This is a genomic window from Paenalicyclobacillus ferrooxydans, assembly GCF_001399675.1.
GTDB lineage: Bacteria > Bacillota > Bacilli > Alicyclobacillales > Alicyclobacillaceae > Alicyclobacillus_B > Alicyclobacillus_B ferrooxydans.
The window spans coordinates 92,466-109,223 of the sequence record NZ_LJCO01000042.1 but is presented as its reverse complement, the minus strand read 5'-3'; the positions used below and the strand labels follow the sequence as shown (position 1 = coordinate 109,223).

General features: G+C 46.9%; 17 protein-coding genes. 8 read left to right on the top strand and 9 right to left on the bottom strand.

What is annotated here, in order from left to right; all coding sequences use genetic code 11:
* The 9 genes from AN477_RS09755 to AN477_RS09715 form a co-directional block, all read right to left on the bottom strand.
* The gene (locus AN477_RS09755; protein ID WP_054968966.1) at positions 1 to 903 is read right to left on the bottom strand and encodes a hypothetical protein; all 903 of its coding nucleotides are present in this window, start codon (positions 901 to 903) and stop codon (positions 1 to 3) included.
* Positions 904 to 974: 71 nt separating this feature from the next.
* Positions 975 to 2,282, bottom strand: coding sequence for an IS66 family transposase (tnpC, locus tag AN477_RS09750; RefSeq protein ID WP_245631779.1), 1,308 nt, complete (start codon positions 2,280 to 2,282; stop codon positions 975 to 977).
* A 183-nt stretch (positions 2,283 to 2,465) separates the two neighbouring features.
* Entirely contained in the window at positions 2,466 to 2,825 is a 360-nt protein-coding gene (gene tnpB, locus AN477_RS09745; RefSeq protein ID WP_054968964.1) for an IS66 family insertion sequence element accessory protein TnpB, read from the bottom strand.
* Positions 2,825 to 3,148 (bottom strand): IS66 family insertion sequence element accessory protein TnpA, encoded by a 324-nt coding sequence (gene tnpA, locus AN477_RS24410; RefSeq protein WP_054968963.1) that lies wholly within the window; start codon positions 3,146 to 3,148, stop codon positions 2,825 to 2,827. The genes tnpB and tnpA overlap by 1 nt, the downstream gene beginning before the upstream one ends.
* A gap of 149 nt (positions 3,149 to 3,297) precedes the next feature.
* Positions 3,298 to 3,906 (bottom strand): hypothetical protein, encoded by a 609-nt coding sequence (locus AN477_RS09735; RefSeq protein ID WP_054968962.1) that lies wholly within the window; start codon positions 3,904 to 3,906, stop codon positions 3,298 to 3,300.
* Positions 3,899 to 4,888 carry a tetratricopeptide repeat protein gene (locus tag AN477_RS09730; RefSeq protein ID WP_054968961.1) on the bottom strand — a complete coding sequence of 330 codons (990 nt, stop codon included), beginning with the start codon at positions 4,886 to 4,888 and terminating at the stop codon, positions 3,899 to 3,901. Before AN477_RS09730 ends, AN477_RS09735 begins: the two co-directional genes overlap by 8 nt.
* A gap of 1,155 nt (positions 4,889 to 6,043) precedes the next feature.
* Entirely contained in the window at positions 6,044 to 6,793 is a 750-nt protein-coding gene (locus tag AN477_RS09725) for a YitT family protein (RefSeq protein WP_054968960.1), read from the bottom strand.
* On the bottom strand, positions 6,790 to 7,920 hold the full coding sequence (locus tag AN477_RS09720) for an aminotransferase class V-fold PLP-dependent enzyme (RefSeq protein ID WP_054968959.1): 1,131 nt from the start codon (positions 7,918 to 7,920) through the stop codon (positions 6,790 to 6,792). Before AN477_RS09720 ends, AN477_RS09725 begins: the two co-directional genes overlap by 4 nt.
* 11 nt (positions 7,921 to 7,931) lie before the next feature.
* The gene (locus tag AN477_RS09715) at positions 7,932 to 9,335 is read right to left on the bottom strand and encodes an amino acid permease (protein WP_169787872.1); all 1,404 of its coding nucleotides are present in this window, start codon (positions 9,333 to 9,335) and stop codon (positions 7,932 to 7,934) included.
* Positions 9,336 to 9,429: 94 nt separating this feature from the next.
* Between AN477_RS09715 and AN477_RS09710 the strand changes: the two genes are divergently transcribed.
* From AN477_RS09710 to AN477_RS09675, 8 genes are all read left to right on the top strand, one after another.
* The gene (locus tag AN477_RS09710) at positions 9,430 to 10,239 is read left to right on the top strand and encodes a Crp/Fnr family transcriptional regulator (RefSeq protein WP_054968958.1); all 810 of its coding nucleotides are present in this window, start codon (positions 9,430 to 9,432) and stop codon (positions 10,237 to 10,239) included.
* Between the two features lie 634 nt (positions 10,240 to 10,873).
* A complete protein-coding gene (locus AN477_RS09705; protein ID WP_245631778.1) occupies positions 10,874 to 12,244 on the top strand; it encodes an AAA family ATPase in 1,371 nt (456 codons plus the stop codon).
* A complete protein-coding gene (locus AN477_RS09700; RefSeq protein WP_054968956.1) occupies positions 12,238 to 13,248 on the top strand; it encodes a hypothetical protein in 1,011 nt (336 codons plus the stop codon). Before AN477_RS09705 ends, AN477_RS09700 begins: the two co-directional genes overlap by 7 nt.
* 374 nt (positions 13,249 to 13,622) lie before the next feature.
* On the top strand, positions 13,623 to 14,195 hold the full coding sequence (locus AN477_RS09695; RefSeq protein WP_054968955.1) for a site-specific integrase: 573 nt from the start codon (positions 13,623 to 13,625) through the stop codon (positions 14,193 to 14,195).
* Between the two features lie 165 nt (positions 14,196 to 14,360).
* The gene (locus AN477_RS09690) at positions 14,361 to 14,618 is read left to right on the top strand and encodes a hypothetical protein (protein ID WP_054968954.1); all 258 of its coding nucleotides are present in this window, start codon (positions 14,361 to 14,363) and stop codon (positions 14,616 to 14,618) included.
* Complete coding sequence (locus AN477_RS09685; RefSeq protein WP_054968953.1) at positions 14,615 to 14,893, top strand: hypothetical protein; 279 nt, start codon at positions 14,615 to 14,617, stop codon at positions 14,891 to 14,893. The genes AN477_RS09690 and AN477_RS09685 overlap by 4 nt, the downstream gene beginning before the upstream one ends.
* Before the next feature lie 166 nt (positions 14,894 to 15,059).
* Positions 15,060 to 15,632, top strand: coding sequence for a tyrosine-type recombinase/integrase (locus tag AN477_RS09680; protein ID WP_054968952.1), 573 nt, complete (start codon positions 15,060 to 15,062; stop codon positions 15,630 to 15,632).
* A 206-nt stretch (positions 15,633 to 15,838) separates the two neighbouring features.
* Entirely contained in the window at positions 15,839 to 16,417 is a 579-nt protein-coding gene (locus tag AN477_RS09675; RefSeq protein WP_054968995.1) for a site-specific integrase, read from the top strand.
* Positions 16,418 to 16,758 lie beyond the last annotated feature (341 nt).

The following is a 16,758-nucleotide window of genomic DNA, read 5'->3' as shown; positions in this document are numbered from 1 at the left end:
TTATCCGAATACTGCTTTTTTAAATTCAAGCCATTCGAGGGCCAAATCATGGGAGTATGCAAGCGAGCTCGCATCCATAAAAACTCTAAAATCCCGTGTGGCCTGTGCAACCGACTTGCGAATGAAAGCCGAGTATTTCTGGCTTTTATGCAGGTCAGCAAGCTGTTTTGCAGCCGTGTCATATTCCAGTTTCGATTGAGTGAGATTCCCTTCCGGCGAATCGAAAAACCTCACGAATCTATTGCGGTCCGGTGCCGCCAGTTCTGAAACAATAATCAAGTCGGGAATGACAAATTTGTTGAGCACAAGCCCTACAGTTTTTGGAATTAATCCCTGGTCAGCCATGTACGAAAGACAGTGGCCAATTACATTGTCGCACCGATCCTTGGCTTTCGATGAAATATGGGTGTCCTTTGTGAAAAACAATTTCACAATAGCATGGGTTATTTCAGAAGGTTGGCCTATGCCTCTAAGCTCCAGGAACAAAAAGAAACGTGAGCAGGCGTTTCTAATCTGGTTCACGTATGCCGTGTTATAGGCACAAGCTAGAGCAACAAGATAGTTGTCCAGGATTGTTTTGCTCCAATTTGGAAGTTGAGTGTAGGCGGGAGTACGTGCAGTTTTCGTTTGCAGGCTAGTGGTTACACGGCCATTCTCCATGATATCTGCTAGCACGCTCATCGCTTTACTTGAGTCTTTGAGCTTGTGGGTTTTCCAATGGTCCTTGTTGTCATTAAGCCAACATTGCGCAAGATTGCGGGAATACGGAAGACCTGCATCTTCTGTATATTGTTTGAACTCCTTATAGGCAATTCGGAAAGCTGAAAGGCAACTGTCTGAGTATTGAAGCGTGCGATATGCGGTGATTGCCGCTTGAAACGCTTCATCACAACTTAGATGCATGATAAAACCTCCTCGTGGTTTTATCACCAGTATCGTTTGCCGTTGACGGAGTATAACGTAATCCTCAGGATTCAGGCAGAAAGACCGCTCGTAGCAAAGGTTTTTTGTAGATCTTGAGGATTATATTTTCCTATGGATAAAGCTCGGTTGTTGTTTATTTCTAAATGCCCATCTTCTAAAAATGTCACGAGTGTAGGCCACTGATTTACGCAGTATTTGACCGCTTTACCCAGAGTGCCTTTCGGGAGGACCTCGTCTTTCATGGTATTAAGCCATACCGAAAAAGCGTCGAGGACCGGACGACTTTCCTCCAGTCGCCGCTTGTAACGTTCCTGTGGCGTCACATCTTTTAGAGCACGCTCAATTTTGAATAACTTGTTGCAGTAGTTCAGCCCCTCTCGAGCTGCAATCGGGGCATTTCGTTTATTGGCCGGAAGTGACTTGAGAGACTCGTCGAAGCCCCTTCGCACGTGGCTCCAGCAACCAACCCTTGTCACATTCGGTAGGTTGTTGTACCCAGCATATCCGTCTACGTGGAGGTAGCCCTCAAATCCCTTTAGAAATTCAATCGGATGTTGTTGGCTACGCGTTTGCTGGTACTCATACAGGACAATTGGTGGACCGTCTCGCCCGCTTCGATAGAGCCACATGTATGAATTGGTTTCTGCAGCTCTCCCTGGTTCGTGCAAGACCTGTACAGGAGTTTCATCTGCATGAAGGTACTTGCGGTTGAGCAGTTCTTGGTGCATCCGTTGATAGATTTTACTCAACCATACCTTGGCTCCAGTAACGACCCAGTTGGCCATGGTTTGCCGGGACAAAGGCACACTCTGTCGTTCGAATTGTTGCTCCAGCCGATAGAGTGGCATCCCTTGTTCGTACTTCTTCTCCATGATATATGCCACGGCCGAGGCAGAGGCTAAACTACCTGGAAAAGCTGGGCGGGGCATTGGGGCCTTTACAATGGGGGTCTCAATTTCATTCTTGTCGCAGGGACGACAACTGTAGATGAATTGTACGTGCTCCACCAGCACTCTTTTCTCTGGGATGATCTTAATCTCTCTGCGAATTTCTGAGCTCATTTCGTGCATGACCTCACCGCAGCAGGGGCATGCACGTTTATCTTCGTCAAGACGGTACTCGATGCGCTCTACTGGTAGATTCCTCAGCATCTCTTCCCGATGACCCGGTTGCTTCTTCCGACGCTCATACGTGATTTTTTCGAGGATGGATTCTTCCGACTCGGACTGTGCCTCAGTCTCTTCAGCTGTCTCTTCGACTTCGTTGAACAGCCTCAATTGGTCGGCGTCAGAGCGTTCGCTGGATGCCCCAAAACGTTTATGTTGAGCAAGGCGTAGCTGTTCCTCGTACCAAGTCAGTTGTCGAGTCAGATACTCTACCTTTTGCTCTAATTTTTCATTTTTCTCTTGAAGAGAATCATATGATTCCGTAGTTGGATCTGGTGTATGTCATGATACATGAATTCGACAAAAAACCTAAAACCCCTTGTCACAAAAGGGATTTTCGGATGTTTTTATTGGTGGTTATACGTTCTCGAGATGTCAGATCACAGTCCGTGCAGCCACCTTCGGATGCGCCTTACGTTGATTCAGTGATAACCCATCTAGAAGCCAGCGGAGCTCTCGATAGTGAATGGCAATCGGTCCGGAGTATGAAGCGTCAGGCCACTCAAACCGGCCTTTTTCTAAACGTCGGTAATGGAGCCAAAACCCGTTGTGCTCCCACTGTAAAATCTTTAGCTTGTCACGCCCTCGGTTGCAAAAGACGAACAAACAGGGCGAGAAAGGGTCAAGTTCAAAAACTTCCTTGACTAACACTGCAAGTCCGTCAATGGACTTTCGCAAATCCGTGCTGCCTGGTGCCAAGTACACTGGCTGTTCGAGGTTGATTGCACTCAGCATTATTCTGCCAAGGCATGAACGACTTGTTTCAACAGGGTGGGATTGAACCCGTCTTGCACCTCGATGGATGCTGAACCAACATGGATGGTAATTGCCGGACCGGTAGCAATTGTGGTCGTGGGGTCTTCCGTTGTCACGGACAGCCATCTGATTGTCGGCGAAGGTGATTCTGCAGTGCCCTGCTTAGGGAACTTATGAATCCAGCGACGAAACTGGTTTACATTAAGGCTGTGGACTCTACACCATTCCGCCGCTGTCTGGCCACTCTCTCGAAATTCGTCAACACGGGCTTTCCACTGAAGCTGCACTTCTTCTCTGGACATGAAAAAACACCCCTCGGGATTTGTTTGAGGTCATTATCTCCCCCAAAAAATCTCTGCGCGAGGTGTGCTGCATTTGACGCTTACCTCTATATCAACACAAGGAGGTAAACACTAGCAGCAGGCGCTCCGTTGGACTGAGATAATCATCACTATCTAAAAGGATTTGGAAAGCTCGTGTTAGTAATAATCTGGAATACTACATTAGACGGGATGTCCGCAATGTTTGTATCGAAGAACCCGTCATGACTGTTAGAACGGGATAAGCCAAGTTGATCCATATAGGATGACACGTCTGTTGGATTGTGGTGAATTGAGCTGACAGTTTGACCTAGGGAGTCCAAAACTGTATCGGTATTTCCGTGATGAACCACGGAACCTACAGTCATTCCCAAAGAGTCGGTATAGGTATCATGGGTCTGGCCGTGCTCCACTTGGCCAACATTCATGCCAAGATTATTTTCAATAATGTCATGATTACTGTTATGTAGGACAGAGCCAATTGACTGGTCGAGATTGCTTGTGACATCATCTTTATTAGAAATGTGATGGATGTCGGCGACGGTTTGACCTAGCGGGTCTTGAATCACGTCGTGCTCTCCAGTGTGCTGGACATCTCCCATCGCATGGCCTAGGGGATCGAGTATAGCGTCGTGTCCGAAGTCCATGTTTACACCATGATCAAAATCAACGTTTGTAGAATCTGATATGTCGTGATGGTCAAAATCCGGCAAACCTAAATCAAAACCCCAATCAAACATAAACGGAAACTCCTAACTTGTTTTTGATGTTAATGGCCTTTTCCCATTGTTCCCTGCCAACCATTTCGAGAGCATTGAAGCTGTTAACGGCTGGTCCGAGGTAAGCTTCTCTATCCTGTTGAGACACTTTTTTGCGAAATTGTTCCGTATCCTGTAACTTTTTTGTCCAACCTATATCGTCGAGGGACTCTGTAATCTCCGCAAGTATTTCGTAGCCATAACTGTGGCCTTTCTGTATAGCAAGCCATGCCGCCTTTTCCGCATATTCTGTTTGAGGCAACGCAAGATATGCGCGTGCTAAAGAAATGGCGGCTTGTGCGTACGAGGGGTCAATCAATAGTGCAATCTTGGCGCATTCGACTGCTTTAGCTGGGTTACTCATCGAGATGTAGAGGCGACACAATGCGTCGTACAGTAATGCGTTTTCTGGGTTGCGTTTTAATCCTCTCAAACAGAGGAGATAAGAATTTTTGAGCAGTTTTAATTCTGCGGGGTCGATTGGTTCCTGCCCGAGGCTTACTAAGGTTTGTACGCCTTTCCTAACAACCACGTATGATGGATCCATGACTGTTCTCATTCGGGTATATAGCTTTCTGTCACGTTGGACACGTCTCATGGCCTCTGCTAGCCATATGTGCCTGATTGGGTCTTCTGGTGATTCCAACAGGTGTTTGTAGAGCATATCTACACCGTTTCTCGCTTTGATAACGTCTGTCGTGAGAGAGAAGACTGGGAGTTTAGCAAGCCCTCCGGTGATGGTTCGAGCAGTTTGACCGAGTTGCTTACCGAAATCTGAATTTGAAAAATAATTCAGTTGCTCTTGCGCTATGCTTGAAGAGGTGTTGAATATGCCTTTTGTTTGCTTGTACCAATCTTCGTGACCGTACTCGCTCTCAATACCACTCACAACTTCTTCTGACACTTCTCTGGCGACTTTCAAAGCTTCCTTTGAAGCCAGTTTGACTTTATCCACCCATCCCAAAGAATCCAAGTCCCCTTTCAAATCCCAGGTTTCGACACATAGAATTTGAGTCGTTTGCTTTCTTTAAATTCCTATGGATACCCACATTACGTTGTCCACAACGTTGAATGACCGTATAGAACCCACGGGTATTTTAGATACCACATCAAAACTATCTAAATTGAGACAAGCAGTCTGATTGTCATATGACAGATATGGTGGGACATTTAATACTTTGTGCCTAACCCACTCAGCATTTATAGGTTTTAACTTGGTGATAGTAAAGAACATTTTCCTTCCCTCTGTAGTCGCTGGACGCAATTCTAAGCTAAATGGAAATGAGACAAGCTTTTTTGCAGTACCCCTGAGTAGAAGATTATCCTCGATAAACTCAACCTGTAAGTCTTTGACTCCTTCAAAGTCGGCGGTTTGAAGGAACTTCTGAGCATAGTGGGTTTGATTGGAACAGGAACACTTACTTGGTTCAATGTTTGTTTGGCAGTATCTTTGATCCGGTCAAGTAACGACAAGTATTTTGCCTCCTTAACAACTTCCGCTGATTGAACATAGAACACACATCCATGGAATATTTAATCATAGATTCTATTAAGAATGTGTACATCAAGAGGACAATTAAAGCTCATTCAAGAGAGCCCGCCTACAAATGTGAATTGTGGTTCCACCCAGATGTAGGCCGAGGTAAAATATTTCTAGGAAATGTGGCCTGACCATCTGAGTTCGTGGGAGGGCAGGGCCGTACGTAAAGCAAAGAGAATCGGCTTAAAGCTAGTTCTCCCGACAAGTAAGACTATATGGACACGGAGGTATATTGAATAGGGTGCAGCATGAGTTGTATAGTGCCTGGATTTAATAGCATCTGTGAGTCGAGAACATCAAGTCTCAGACGGGTGCTGGAGGACAGTAGCTTAGGCCATTGATTATGGTACCAGGAAGACCCCGGATACTAAATAAGCAGTTGCCGGACAAGCCTAATATCGAGTACAGGAGTAGAATGGCCACGATTGTAAGATAACACCCCTTTGCCAACTGATGTGACCGATGCACAGTCATACCACGGTGCGATGGGCATGTGCACCAACGGTCACCCTCTCCCGCATGTTTCCCGCTTGTTGAGAAGGATCCTTACTCTGGCTTGTGTTTGCGTTTGTATCATCATTATTGGTCTGGTCCGGGTGGGGTGGAGGAACGATGCGTTTCAATGTTGACTCGGGAACTTTTGCGTTTCTCCCATCCTCCTAGTTTCAATACACCATTAACCGCAAGTACGGTGATAAGGAGCGATTCGATAGTGAGAAGCGCATTCTCAATCCCAAAGAGGAAGGCACCACCGATAACGATGAGTGTGTTTATGACAAACATAATGTGGCCGACAGACCATCGCGATCTTCGGTTGACGATGACGGAGATAATATCTGTTCCGCCCGTTGTTCCTCCTGCGAGCAGCACGACTCCAATAGCAATCCCGCTAAGAAAACCTCCGAGGAAAGCAGCTTCAATCGGATGGTGAAAGGCCGGGAAACGGCCTGTGAAGACGAGAAACAGCGACAGCGACACTGTTCCCACAATGCTCCTCAGAAAGAATGGGAATCCTACGTACCGCCAGCCTCCAAGAAACAGAGGAATGTTAATCAGTAAGTAGATCGGGCCAAGTGAGAGTTTAAATAAATAAGAGATCAAAATCGCCACACCGCCGATGCCTGACACAAGCACGTGGTTCGGATTGAGAAACATATTGAATGCAACTGACACTAAAAAGGTACCTAATAGGATCATCAGGTATGAGAGGACAGTTAGGAAATACTTACTCGCTCGGTTTACGGGATGTTTCTGGACAAACCCAAGGCCGCGCTGTTGATCTTCCGCGCGGCTTGAGTTCGCATGCTGTGACAATGTTTTATGGTTCAATGCTTCGCCCACTCCAGAATAGCGTCCAAGGCCTGGTCGATCTCGGATTCGAGTGAGAAGAAATGTGGCGCCAAGCGGATGACATCTCCACGAGCCGACGCAATGATGTTTCTCGCCATCAGATAGACTTCGACTGCATGGGAGTCGCCAACTCGAATGGCAGTGTTCGCACCCTTTTGGGATACGTCCTCTGGACTGGCCAGATTGAGTCCGCGGGATTTCACACCTTCAACGGCGTATTCCGAGAGCTCGTTAATACGGGCCCCAATGGCATCTAGTCCGATTTCATTTAATAGATCCATACCACCCCGAGCGGCGAATGCAGCCAACACTGGCGGAGTGCCGGTATTGAATCGCCTTGCTCCACTCCCAAAGTCCAGGTGTGTACTGTCGAAATAAAATGGGTTTTGCCGACCAAACCACCCTGTCATTGCAGGGGACAGTTGCTCTGCTAACTCCTTTTTGACGTAGAGGAATGCGACGCCTGGGAGTCCAAGAAGGTACTTCAAGTTACCGGACGCTAGGAAGTCGATACCTTGTTCTTTGACGTTGAGGTTGCAGGTACCAAGTGATTGGTAGGCATCCACAAACAGGTATGCTCCGTTGCTGTGCGCAAATTCAGCCAACTGCTTTAAATTCTGTTTGGCTCCGTTGTAGTAACCGACATGGTGCACCGACAACAGTGCGGTAGTCGGACGCATCAGCGGTTCAAACACTGCGGGTGTGTACATCTTGTCATCTGCACTGGCAAAGTCGAGTTCAATGTGACCTCGGTGTTGGTGCGCGTGCCAGACATGACCCACCGTTGGAAATTCATCAACAGTTGTGATGACATGATTGCGTTCTCCAAACGGCAGTGTACTTGCTACCATGGAGGTCACATCGGATACGGACGAGAGCATTGCAATTTCATCCTCGTCTGCATGGATGAGACGGGCAAACGAAGCTTTTGCTCTTTCTACACCTGTCATCCAGAAGTCCCAGTCCATGCCGACTATTCTCCAATTCTCAAGATATTCGTTCATGGCCCGCATCACAGGTACTGACTGTGGTGACTGGGAGCAGTTCCCGAGATGGACTTTTTCGCTGAGTATTGGAAACATTTCTCGGTATTTCTGCAGTGACATGGTTCTCCCCCTCAGTTCATGTTGGTCGAAGCGGCTTCGGATACAGGCGTTTTCTTTCTTCCCCAGACAAAGTAGTACACAATGCCGCAGATGACAATGAAGGGCGCGCCGTAATACCAAGCGGATACCCAGTCCGGAGACGTTGCCATGGTAATGAGGATGGCTGCGAGCAATAAGGCTCCGACGATGGGCACAACAGGGAACAAGGGGGCCCGGAACGACAGTGACCAATTTTTCGACTGCGGCCTAAAGCGCATGAAGGTGATGAAAATCATGAGCCATACGAAGATACCGCCAAAAATTGCGATGCCAAACAGGTCGTTGAACGCGGTAGGCGTGAACACGTTCAAGATGATAGCAATCAGCAGTCCCGCACTCGACACGAGTAACGCTCGGACGGGGACACCTGTCTTGCTGATATATCCCAGTGATTTTGGGGCGTATCCCCCGCGTGAAAGTGAAAAAATCATTCGGGTACAGAGGTAAAGATTCGTGTTCATGCTGGAAAGTGCAGCAGTCAGCACAACGAAGTTCATGATACCGGCAGCAGCTGGGATACCAAGCTTTGCAAAGACCAGGACAAATGGACTTTCGCTGACCACCTTCGCACCGGTTTGCGTCCAGGGAATGACGCTGAGCATAATGAACAGAGAGAGCAGGTAGAACAGAATTAACCGAACAACCATGGCTCGCATGGAGCGGGGGATGGCCTTATTAGGATCCTTCGCCTCCCCAGATGTGACAGCAACTACCTCGACACCATAAAAGCTGAAAATTGCCATCAGTACGGCCATCCATACCCCGTGGAACCCATTTGGCATGAACCCGTGGTGGCTGGTCAGATTTGAAAAGCCACTTGCAGGAGCCCCTATGCCAAAAACTACTGCAAGGCCAAGGATGATGAAGAGGACGATAGCGACGACCTTAATCATTGCAAACCAGTATTCAAACCTGCCGAAGTTCCCAACACTTCTTGCATTGACGTAGACGAGGGCAATGGCAAACGCCGCAATCCAAATCCACTTTGGGATTCCGTGGAACCAGTAGTGCATGTAAATAGCAACTGCAGTGGCTTCACCCCCGATGGCAATCACTTGAGCTGCCCAGTAGGTGTAGCGAACGACAAACCCCGCCCAACTTCCTAAATATTTCTCAGCGTACACACCAAATGATCCAGCGGTTGGATGCGCCACGGCCATTTCTGACAGACTCAGCATCATCAAAAACGCTATCAGCGCTGCAATTGCAAAGCTAATCAGGACTGCGGGGCCGGCGTACCCGATGGCGATGCCGGATCCCATAAAAAGACCGGTGCCAATCGCGCCGCCAATCGCGATCATCGTTAACTGACCTGTCGAAAGTTGCCGTTGTAGGCCGCTTTCGCGTTCAAAGACAGCATCATCGTTCATGGCCATATTTTTGTCCCTCCCGTTTCGTGAATTTCTAGAAGGTTCGGTATAATAATGACGTAAAGCAGACGTTGGTGACACAACCAAAGAGGTGGGTTTGATGTCCGTTCAACCATTTTCGCGCGTGTCGACTTGGGTCGAATCTGTGACGTTTGACTGGGCTCCCTATCGGAAGTACGGAGTGCCTCTTCAGGTGAGAAAAGACCAACATATCCTGCATGAAGGCACTGAGCTTGAATCCATCTACGTGGTAGAAACAGGGCGTGTCCGTCTTTCTCAATTGAGCCCCACCGGAGAAGAAAAGACCGTACTAGTTGTTGGATCCAACAGTATCTTCGATGAGTTTGGTGCCCTACAGGCAGATCGGTGTTCTGTGACAAACGCGATTGCATCGAGTGACGCACGACTCATGCGTATTACTATGGATGTGTTTCATCACCTCTTTCGAACGGAGCCTTCGTTTACACAATTCGTCTGCCAAAGTATGAGTCATAAATACCAACTGCTGCTCTCCCAATTAACATCTCTGTCATATACCTCGGCTCAATACCGGATTGCGAACTATCTCCTGGAGCTCGCTGAAACCTATGGTGCGCCACATGCTGGACGCAGTCAGGATGACGTTGCCCCAGGTAACCGCTTTCACGAAACAGTGATACTTGATACCAGTCTTCAGGATGAGGCCTCTGGTAATAAATCAAACGCAGCAGATGGGGTCCGTATTTCGCTTTCGTTTACTCACCAAGAAATGGCTAACTTAGCTGGCACCACACGAGTCACTGTCGCTCAAGTGTTTCGCCGACTTGAGACGCTTGGCGTTCTGCGGAAAGAGGGAGCCTACTTTTACATTTCGTCTGTTTCAGAGTTTCGGCGCCTCTTGGAAGATCCAAAAGCCTCGCATACATCATAACCGGATGAGCGAACAGTCCGCAGTAAAGTACTTTACACGGGGACATCATTAGTTGCGATATCCAATGAATATAGGAACGAGGATCCGGGCGCGGGGGGCCACGACTAAGGGAACGCACAACTTTAATGTTACTATCCGTTCCATTACTGAGGTTTCGGACGAGAAGTGCGAAGCAAACTTAAAAACGGTTCGCGAAGGTGCTAGAAACCAAGTATGACAAGGAATCGGTGAAAATATGGACTTTCAAGAGATGTGGGAAGGGATTAGGGTCACCTTCACGGAACACTTATATTCGACGTTTACAAACAGCGAGATTTTATGTGAATCGTGTTGTCTTATTCCTCTTCCGGAATAAATGATTATCTTACCCAGAAGATCGTCCTTAAATTAGGGGGTCTTTTTGATTTGCATGGCATGTTGTTCCCTACGATTCGTAATCGAATAGCACAATCGATTTACTTGACATTGAACGTTATCTAGTGAACCACGGTCTGCTGTTAAATGATGCGACTAGCGCCCACTACAACCACATCCGTCTACTCGAGTGGCAGTTTATTGACTCCTAGTTTTAGATTATTATCATAATATGGTAATATCGATGAAAGCCAATGTAGGGGGTTCAGAAGTGATCTCTATGATGAGATTGAAAAACGTAAAAGGGTACCTTGATACCGACAACATAGAGCTTAAACCTATTACAATACTAATCGGGCAAAATAGTTCTGGTAAGAGCAGTGTCATGAGATTCCCTCTAGTACTTAAGCAAACCATCTTAGATGACTCTATGGCTCCGTTGTTGTTTTTTGGGAGATCCATCGACTATGGAAGCTATGACGATGTTGTTTTTGGTCACGACCCGAATCGTGAGATCGAATTTGAGATCAAGTTTGACCCCTCACTACTTAACCACCGTCGCCACTATTTCGGTGACAGTTTGTTATCTAGCAATAAGGAATCACTTGTACTCAATCTTATTGTAAAAAAGTATTCCACAACTATTAAGGTTGAAAGATTCATAATCCGTCAACAAAGTGGAAAAGAATTTTTACGAGCCGAGCGAACGCAAGATGGGACCTACGACATTTTTGGGCACATCGCTTCAGATGCTACTTTTCGTCATAGGAATTTGCCTTTAGGATTTGACAAATTTCTGCCGGACGTAAGGACAATCTTCGAAGCACTACAAGTTCAAAGGGAAAAGAGACGTGAAAAAGTTCGAACGCTTGATGATTTCGAGATAACTCTATTCGAATTATACAGATTTCTTGGGGATTACTGGTCGGAATTTGCTAATAAGATTAATTATATAGGGCCGTTCCGTCGGACGCCAGAACGTGCTTATCGCTACCGTGAAAATGCGGTACACCATTTGGGTGGGGACGGGGAGTTTGCTCCACTAATCCTGTCTCAGGACATGCGGACTAAGGGTCCAGTTGTGTCTAATGTGTCCCAATGGTTGGAGGAGAATTTAGGGTTTCGCCTGCACGTAGACGATTTGCGCGGGGACATGTTTAGCATAATGATTGAGGACGTCACGACCCGTGTGAAGAACAATATTATCGATGTGGGGCACGGACTTTCGCAACTTATTCCGGTTGTGCTCCAGACATTTTTAGCTACTGACTCCTCTTTAACTGTTATTGAGCAACCTGAGCTGCATTTACATCCTGCAGCCCAGGCAAGTTTAGCTGACCTATTTATTAATGCTATTAAGCCGAGGAATAAAACGGGACCTTCATTCCTTATTGAAACACACAGTGAGTATCTCTTGTTGCGTTTGCGAAGATATATAGCCGAAGGAAAACTAAGACCCAGCGACCTTGCTCTGTATTACTCGTCAAAGAATGGCGTTACGGGAAGTAACTCAATCAAGAAACTCGACATAGATCGAGATGGATTTATACCCGACTGGCCGGAAGGATTTTTTTCTCAGGATTATCAAGAAACCCTTCTGTTGCAAAAGGCAGTCATGAGGCAGCACGGGGAGGACAAGTACCAATGGTAATACAAATAGATGAAAGAGTCTTGAATGCGTCGACGGATGTAAACGTTCTATCCACACTGGATAGTTTGATTGCAAAGGTCATCCGAGGACATCACGAGTTGCATTTGTCGGATATTACACATTTCCGAGGTGAGCCCTTTAAACGTTACGCGCAGTTTTTTGAAAAGCATTTCAAGAAAACCTGGCAAGGTCCTCGTCTCTCGGTTCCCGCTAGATTAGTCAGGATTGTCTTGTCGGAAGACTTTGTGGATCATATAAAAAATTCGAGTAGCGAGACTGATGTGGTTAGGATACACGTAGAAAACCAGAGAGTATCGGTATCCAAGGCGGATCGACGTCTTGACATCATCACACTTGAACTCGTCCCTAGATATCTTATTGAACGACTAGTGATTGTTGTAGAAAATAATCGTTCCGATAAGACATTTTTGAATACTGTTTTTAGATTTTTTGAAGGAGACCCCATTTCGGATGATCGTGCTAAGTTTGATAATGGTGGTGGATCATCAATTTGTGCTTGCTTAGAAGAACTAGGGGGCCGCAACCGAGCGATTTGTATTATAGATGGGGACGTTGAGATTGATGGTACGGTATTGATATCAAAACAACGGGAACACGCGAAAGTGGCAGAGGTATGTGAGAAACTTGGATATGACCTACATATTCTAAGTAAGCGAGAGATCGAGAATTACCTACCCGACGAAGCACTGCAAAGATGGCTAGAAGCGTCTGGATTCCGGGGTCAACATCCATTTTTTCAGCTAGATGAACCGCATAAGGATCGTGTTGATATGAAGAAGAAAGCCTCATCTTTGGTCCCTCAAGGAGCAGTACCTATCTCATCTAGTTCATCAGTAGTAACAAGTACCCCAACTGCTACTTATGGATTCTGTAAGGATATCTGGGAAGCATTTATTCACGTGAGGTCGAAGGAGGAGTTAGAGCGGAGAGACGGATTGGAGGAACTACCAGAGCTAATCGAGTTAGTAAAATCATCACTATAGATTGAGTCCGGTGAGCTGCGTTTGAAGGAAAGTTCGTTAATTTCGTAGTGTGATGGCCCCCTCATCCATGTTACGGGTGTACGCTCGCCTCCAATCAGTGCAACATCTGCCGATCTGTCTCGATGTGATTATAGTTCTGGAACTCTGGTTCGGATTCTAAAATGAATGCAACACAAGTACATTTTCCCCAGCTTCGAAATTCTTCTGTGATCAACAAGGAGAAGGAGTCGGGGCTCGCGTTTGTGTAATCTGCAAGGAAAAAATCCCTCATATTTTACAATGCCGGCCGCATTGATACCATCGGAGTGGCTCATCTGCTGCGTGTGATCTATCATCGGATTGCCACGAAAAATTCCATGGTGGTGGCGATAAAGATGGAGCCAGTTCAACCAATTCGTGAGCGTGAGGACATTGAGGCCATTAAGCAGGTTTTGAAGCATAAGAGTCTGCGAAACTACTGCTTATTTGTGCTCGGAATAAATAGTGGCCTGAGAATCAGCGATCTTCTCTCCTTAACTGTTCGGGACGTCGCGGATGAATGCGGTATTGTGAGAGATCGTGTTCGATTGAGAGAGCGGAAGACCGGCAAGATGAAGGATTTCCCCTTGTGTGAAAACGCGAAGCTGGCCATAACGGAGTATCTAGCAGTGTATCCATATTTACGACCTACATCTATTTTGTTTCGCAGTCGGACAAGACAAAATGGTCCAATTACTGCATCTTACGCGGCAACTATTTTAAAGGAGGCTGCGAAGGAAGCAGGGGTCGAAATGCATATTGCAACTCACACACTTAGAAAGACATTCGGCTATCAAGCGTACAAATCAGGTGTCGATATTACGCGAATCCAAAAGTTGCTCAACCACTCCACGCCATATAACACACTTGCGTACATCGGAATTACCCAAGAGGAACTGGATAACATTTACCTGAATCTCGATCTGTGAACAACTCGCTTATCTATCGGGAAGAGTGTAGGACCGCCCAGGTGTCGAAAAACGTAGTTCCTTTCGTGACAACTTCCCTAAAGACAGCAGATCTCAGGTAGATCCATGACACCGCTACTCAAGTGCTGAGTCAGGTGCTACAATTGCGGAAAAGGAGGCTTCCCTATGCTGAAACGACTTGAGGGTGCGGATGCTGAGCAATTTCAGCGTTTCATCGGAGATGATAATACAATTGTTATTGTAGACGGAACTCCATATCTCGTGGCGAGGTTGCCGTTTATGAATGAGGTCGGACTGGAAATTGAAGTCGACGCTGAGTTGAAGGCATCCATTGCTCGAGCTAAGCAAGACATTAAGGCTGGGCGAGTATACTCGACCGAGGAAGCACTTGAAATGTTGGAACGTGGAGAAGCCGAGCCATGATCGAACAAGTTTTGTGGTCACTGGAATCGCTTCGTTTTTTGCAGAGTATAACGAGTTCACATTTTACCCCAGACGAAACTTCAATTTATCGCCGTAACCTTATGAATGAAATTGAACAGAAGATCATTGTGCTTGGAACAAGTATGCCTTCCAAAGAGGAACAATATCTGGGTACATATCGTGTAGTCGTTGACCGCCACAAGGTTTATTATTCTTTGGATCCCCTCGGAACAGTTGCCTACATAGAGTCAATTAAACACATGCGCATGCAATGATCACCCTCAGCCAGACCCGCTTATTGCAGATTTAACATTTTGAAACACTGGATCACATATCCGGGCTTGGCAATACCGGCCGCATTGATACCATCGGAGTAGCTTATCTGCTGCGTGGATCTATCATCGGATCGCCACAAAAATTCTAATAGTAGTGGCGGTAAAGATGGAACCAGTTCGACTGATTCGTGAACGTGAGGATATTGAGGCCATTAAACAGGTTCTAAAGCATAACAATCTTCGAGGTTACTGTTTATTCGTTCTTGGGATAAATAGTGGTCTGCGAATCAGCAATCTTCTGTCCTTAACTTTCCAGGACGTCGCGGACGAATGCGGCATTGTGTGGGATCGTGTTCAATTGAGAGAGCGGAAGACCGGCAAGACAAAGGATTTTCCTCTTTGTGAAAACGCAAAGTTGGCCGTAACCGAGTATCTTGCAGTGCATCCACACCTTCGACCTTCATCTATATTGTTTCACAGTCAAAGAAAGGGGAACCGGCCCATGACTTCGGGGTACATCGGAACTATCTTAAAGGGGGCTGCGAAGGAAGCAGGGGTCGACATGCATATTGCAACTCACACACTTAGAAAGACATTCGGCTATCAAGCGTACAAATCAGGTGTTGATATTACGAGAATCCAAAGATTGCTTAACCATACCACACCATATAACACAGTCTCCTACATCGGCATTACCCAGGAGGAACTGGATAACATTTACCTGAATCTCGAGCTGTGAACGACTCGCTTGTCTGTCGGGAAGAGTGTATGACCTCCTAGGTGTCGAAAAAAGTCGCTGCTTTCACGACAACCTCCCTAAAGTGATCAGACGAATTGTCCGTTGATATACATATGCGCAACACACTCATACGATAGCATTCGCGCCAATGTTGCTAGAGGGTTATGATTTCTTAGGAAGCAAGCACGGATATGGTGGCGATCCGCATGGAATCCGTTCAACCCATTCGCGAACGTGAAGACATTGAAGTCATGAAGCAATATCTGCGGGGGACAAACCTGAGAGATTATTGTCTCTTTATCCTCGGGTTGAACAGTGGCCTTCGGATCAGCGATCTGTTGCACCTGACCATCAAAGACGTCGTCGATGAGACTGGAGCCATTAAGGACCGTGTCTCACTGAAAGAGCAGAAGACCGGCAAAAGCAAACACTTCCCCCTTAGCAGGAAAACCAAAGATGCCATCTCGGAGTACCTATCTTATCGATCCGGTCGATCCGGTTGGAATCTCGACGACCCGCTGTTTAAGAGCCGCAAGGGCAACGGTGCCATCACCAGGCAGCAGGCTTGGAGAGCTCTCAACGCAGCTGCGCGGTACGCTGGAATTATGGAGCGGATCGGCACGCACACGCTGCGAAAGACGTTTGGATACCAGGCCTACAAGTCGGGTGTCGACATCACGCGTATTCAGAAGCTCCTCAATCACTCAACCCCATTTGTGACCCTCGCGTATATTGGCATCACCCAAGATGAACTGGACAAGGTGTATCTGGAGTTGAACCTGTGAACAGCGGTGTGCGTTAATAGATTTGATAGTTTCATTGAAGCTCATCTTTGACAGCCCCCTAGGCCCAGCAAGGGATTGTAGGGGGTATTTTGCCCTACAACGCAAAGAGCCCCAATCTAGTTGGGGCCTTCAAGTCTGAATTCGGACTAAACGAGGGTGCCGGATGAGGTCTGACGCAGGTGGATGGCCTTCGCAGGAAGCGGAACGTTCAGTGCCTTGAGTACCTGCACCAGGTTCTGTGGCGGAGGTGGTACGCTAAGGAACTCTTTCCCGAGAAACTCAGCCTTCATGACGCGCCAGCGTCGTCAACTGTCCAAACACTTTTTGACCTACATTTTCAG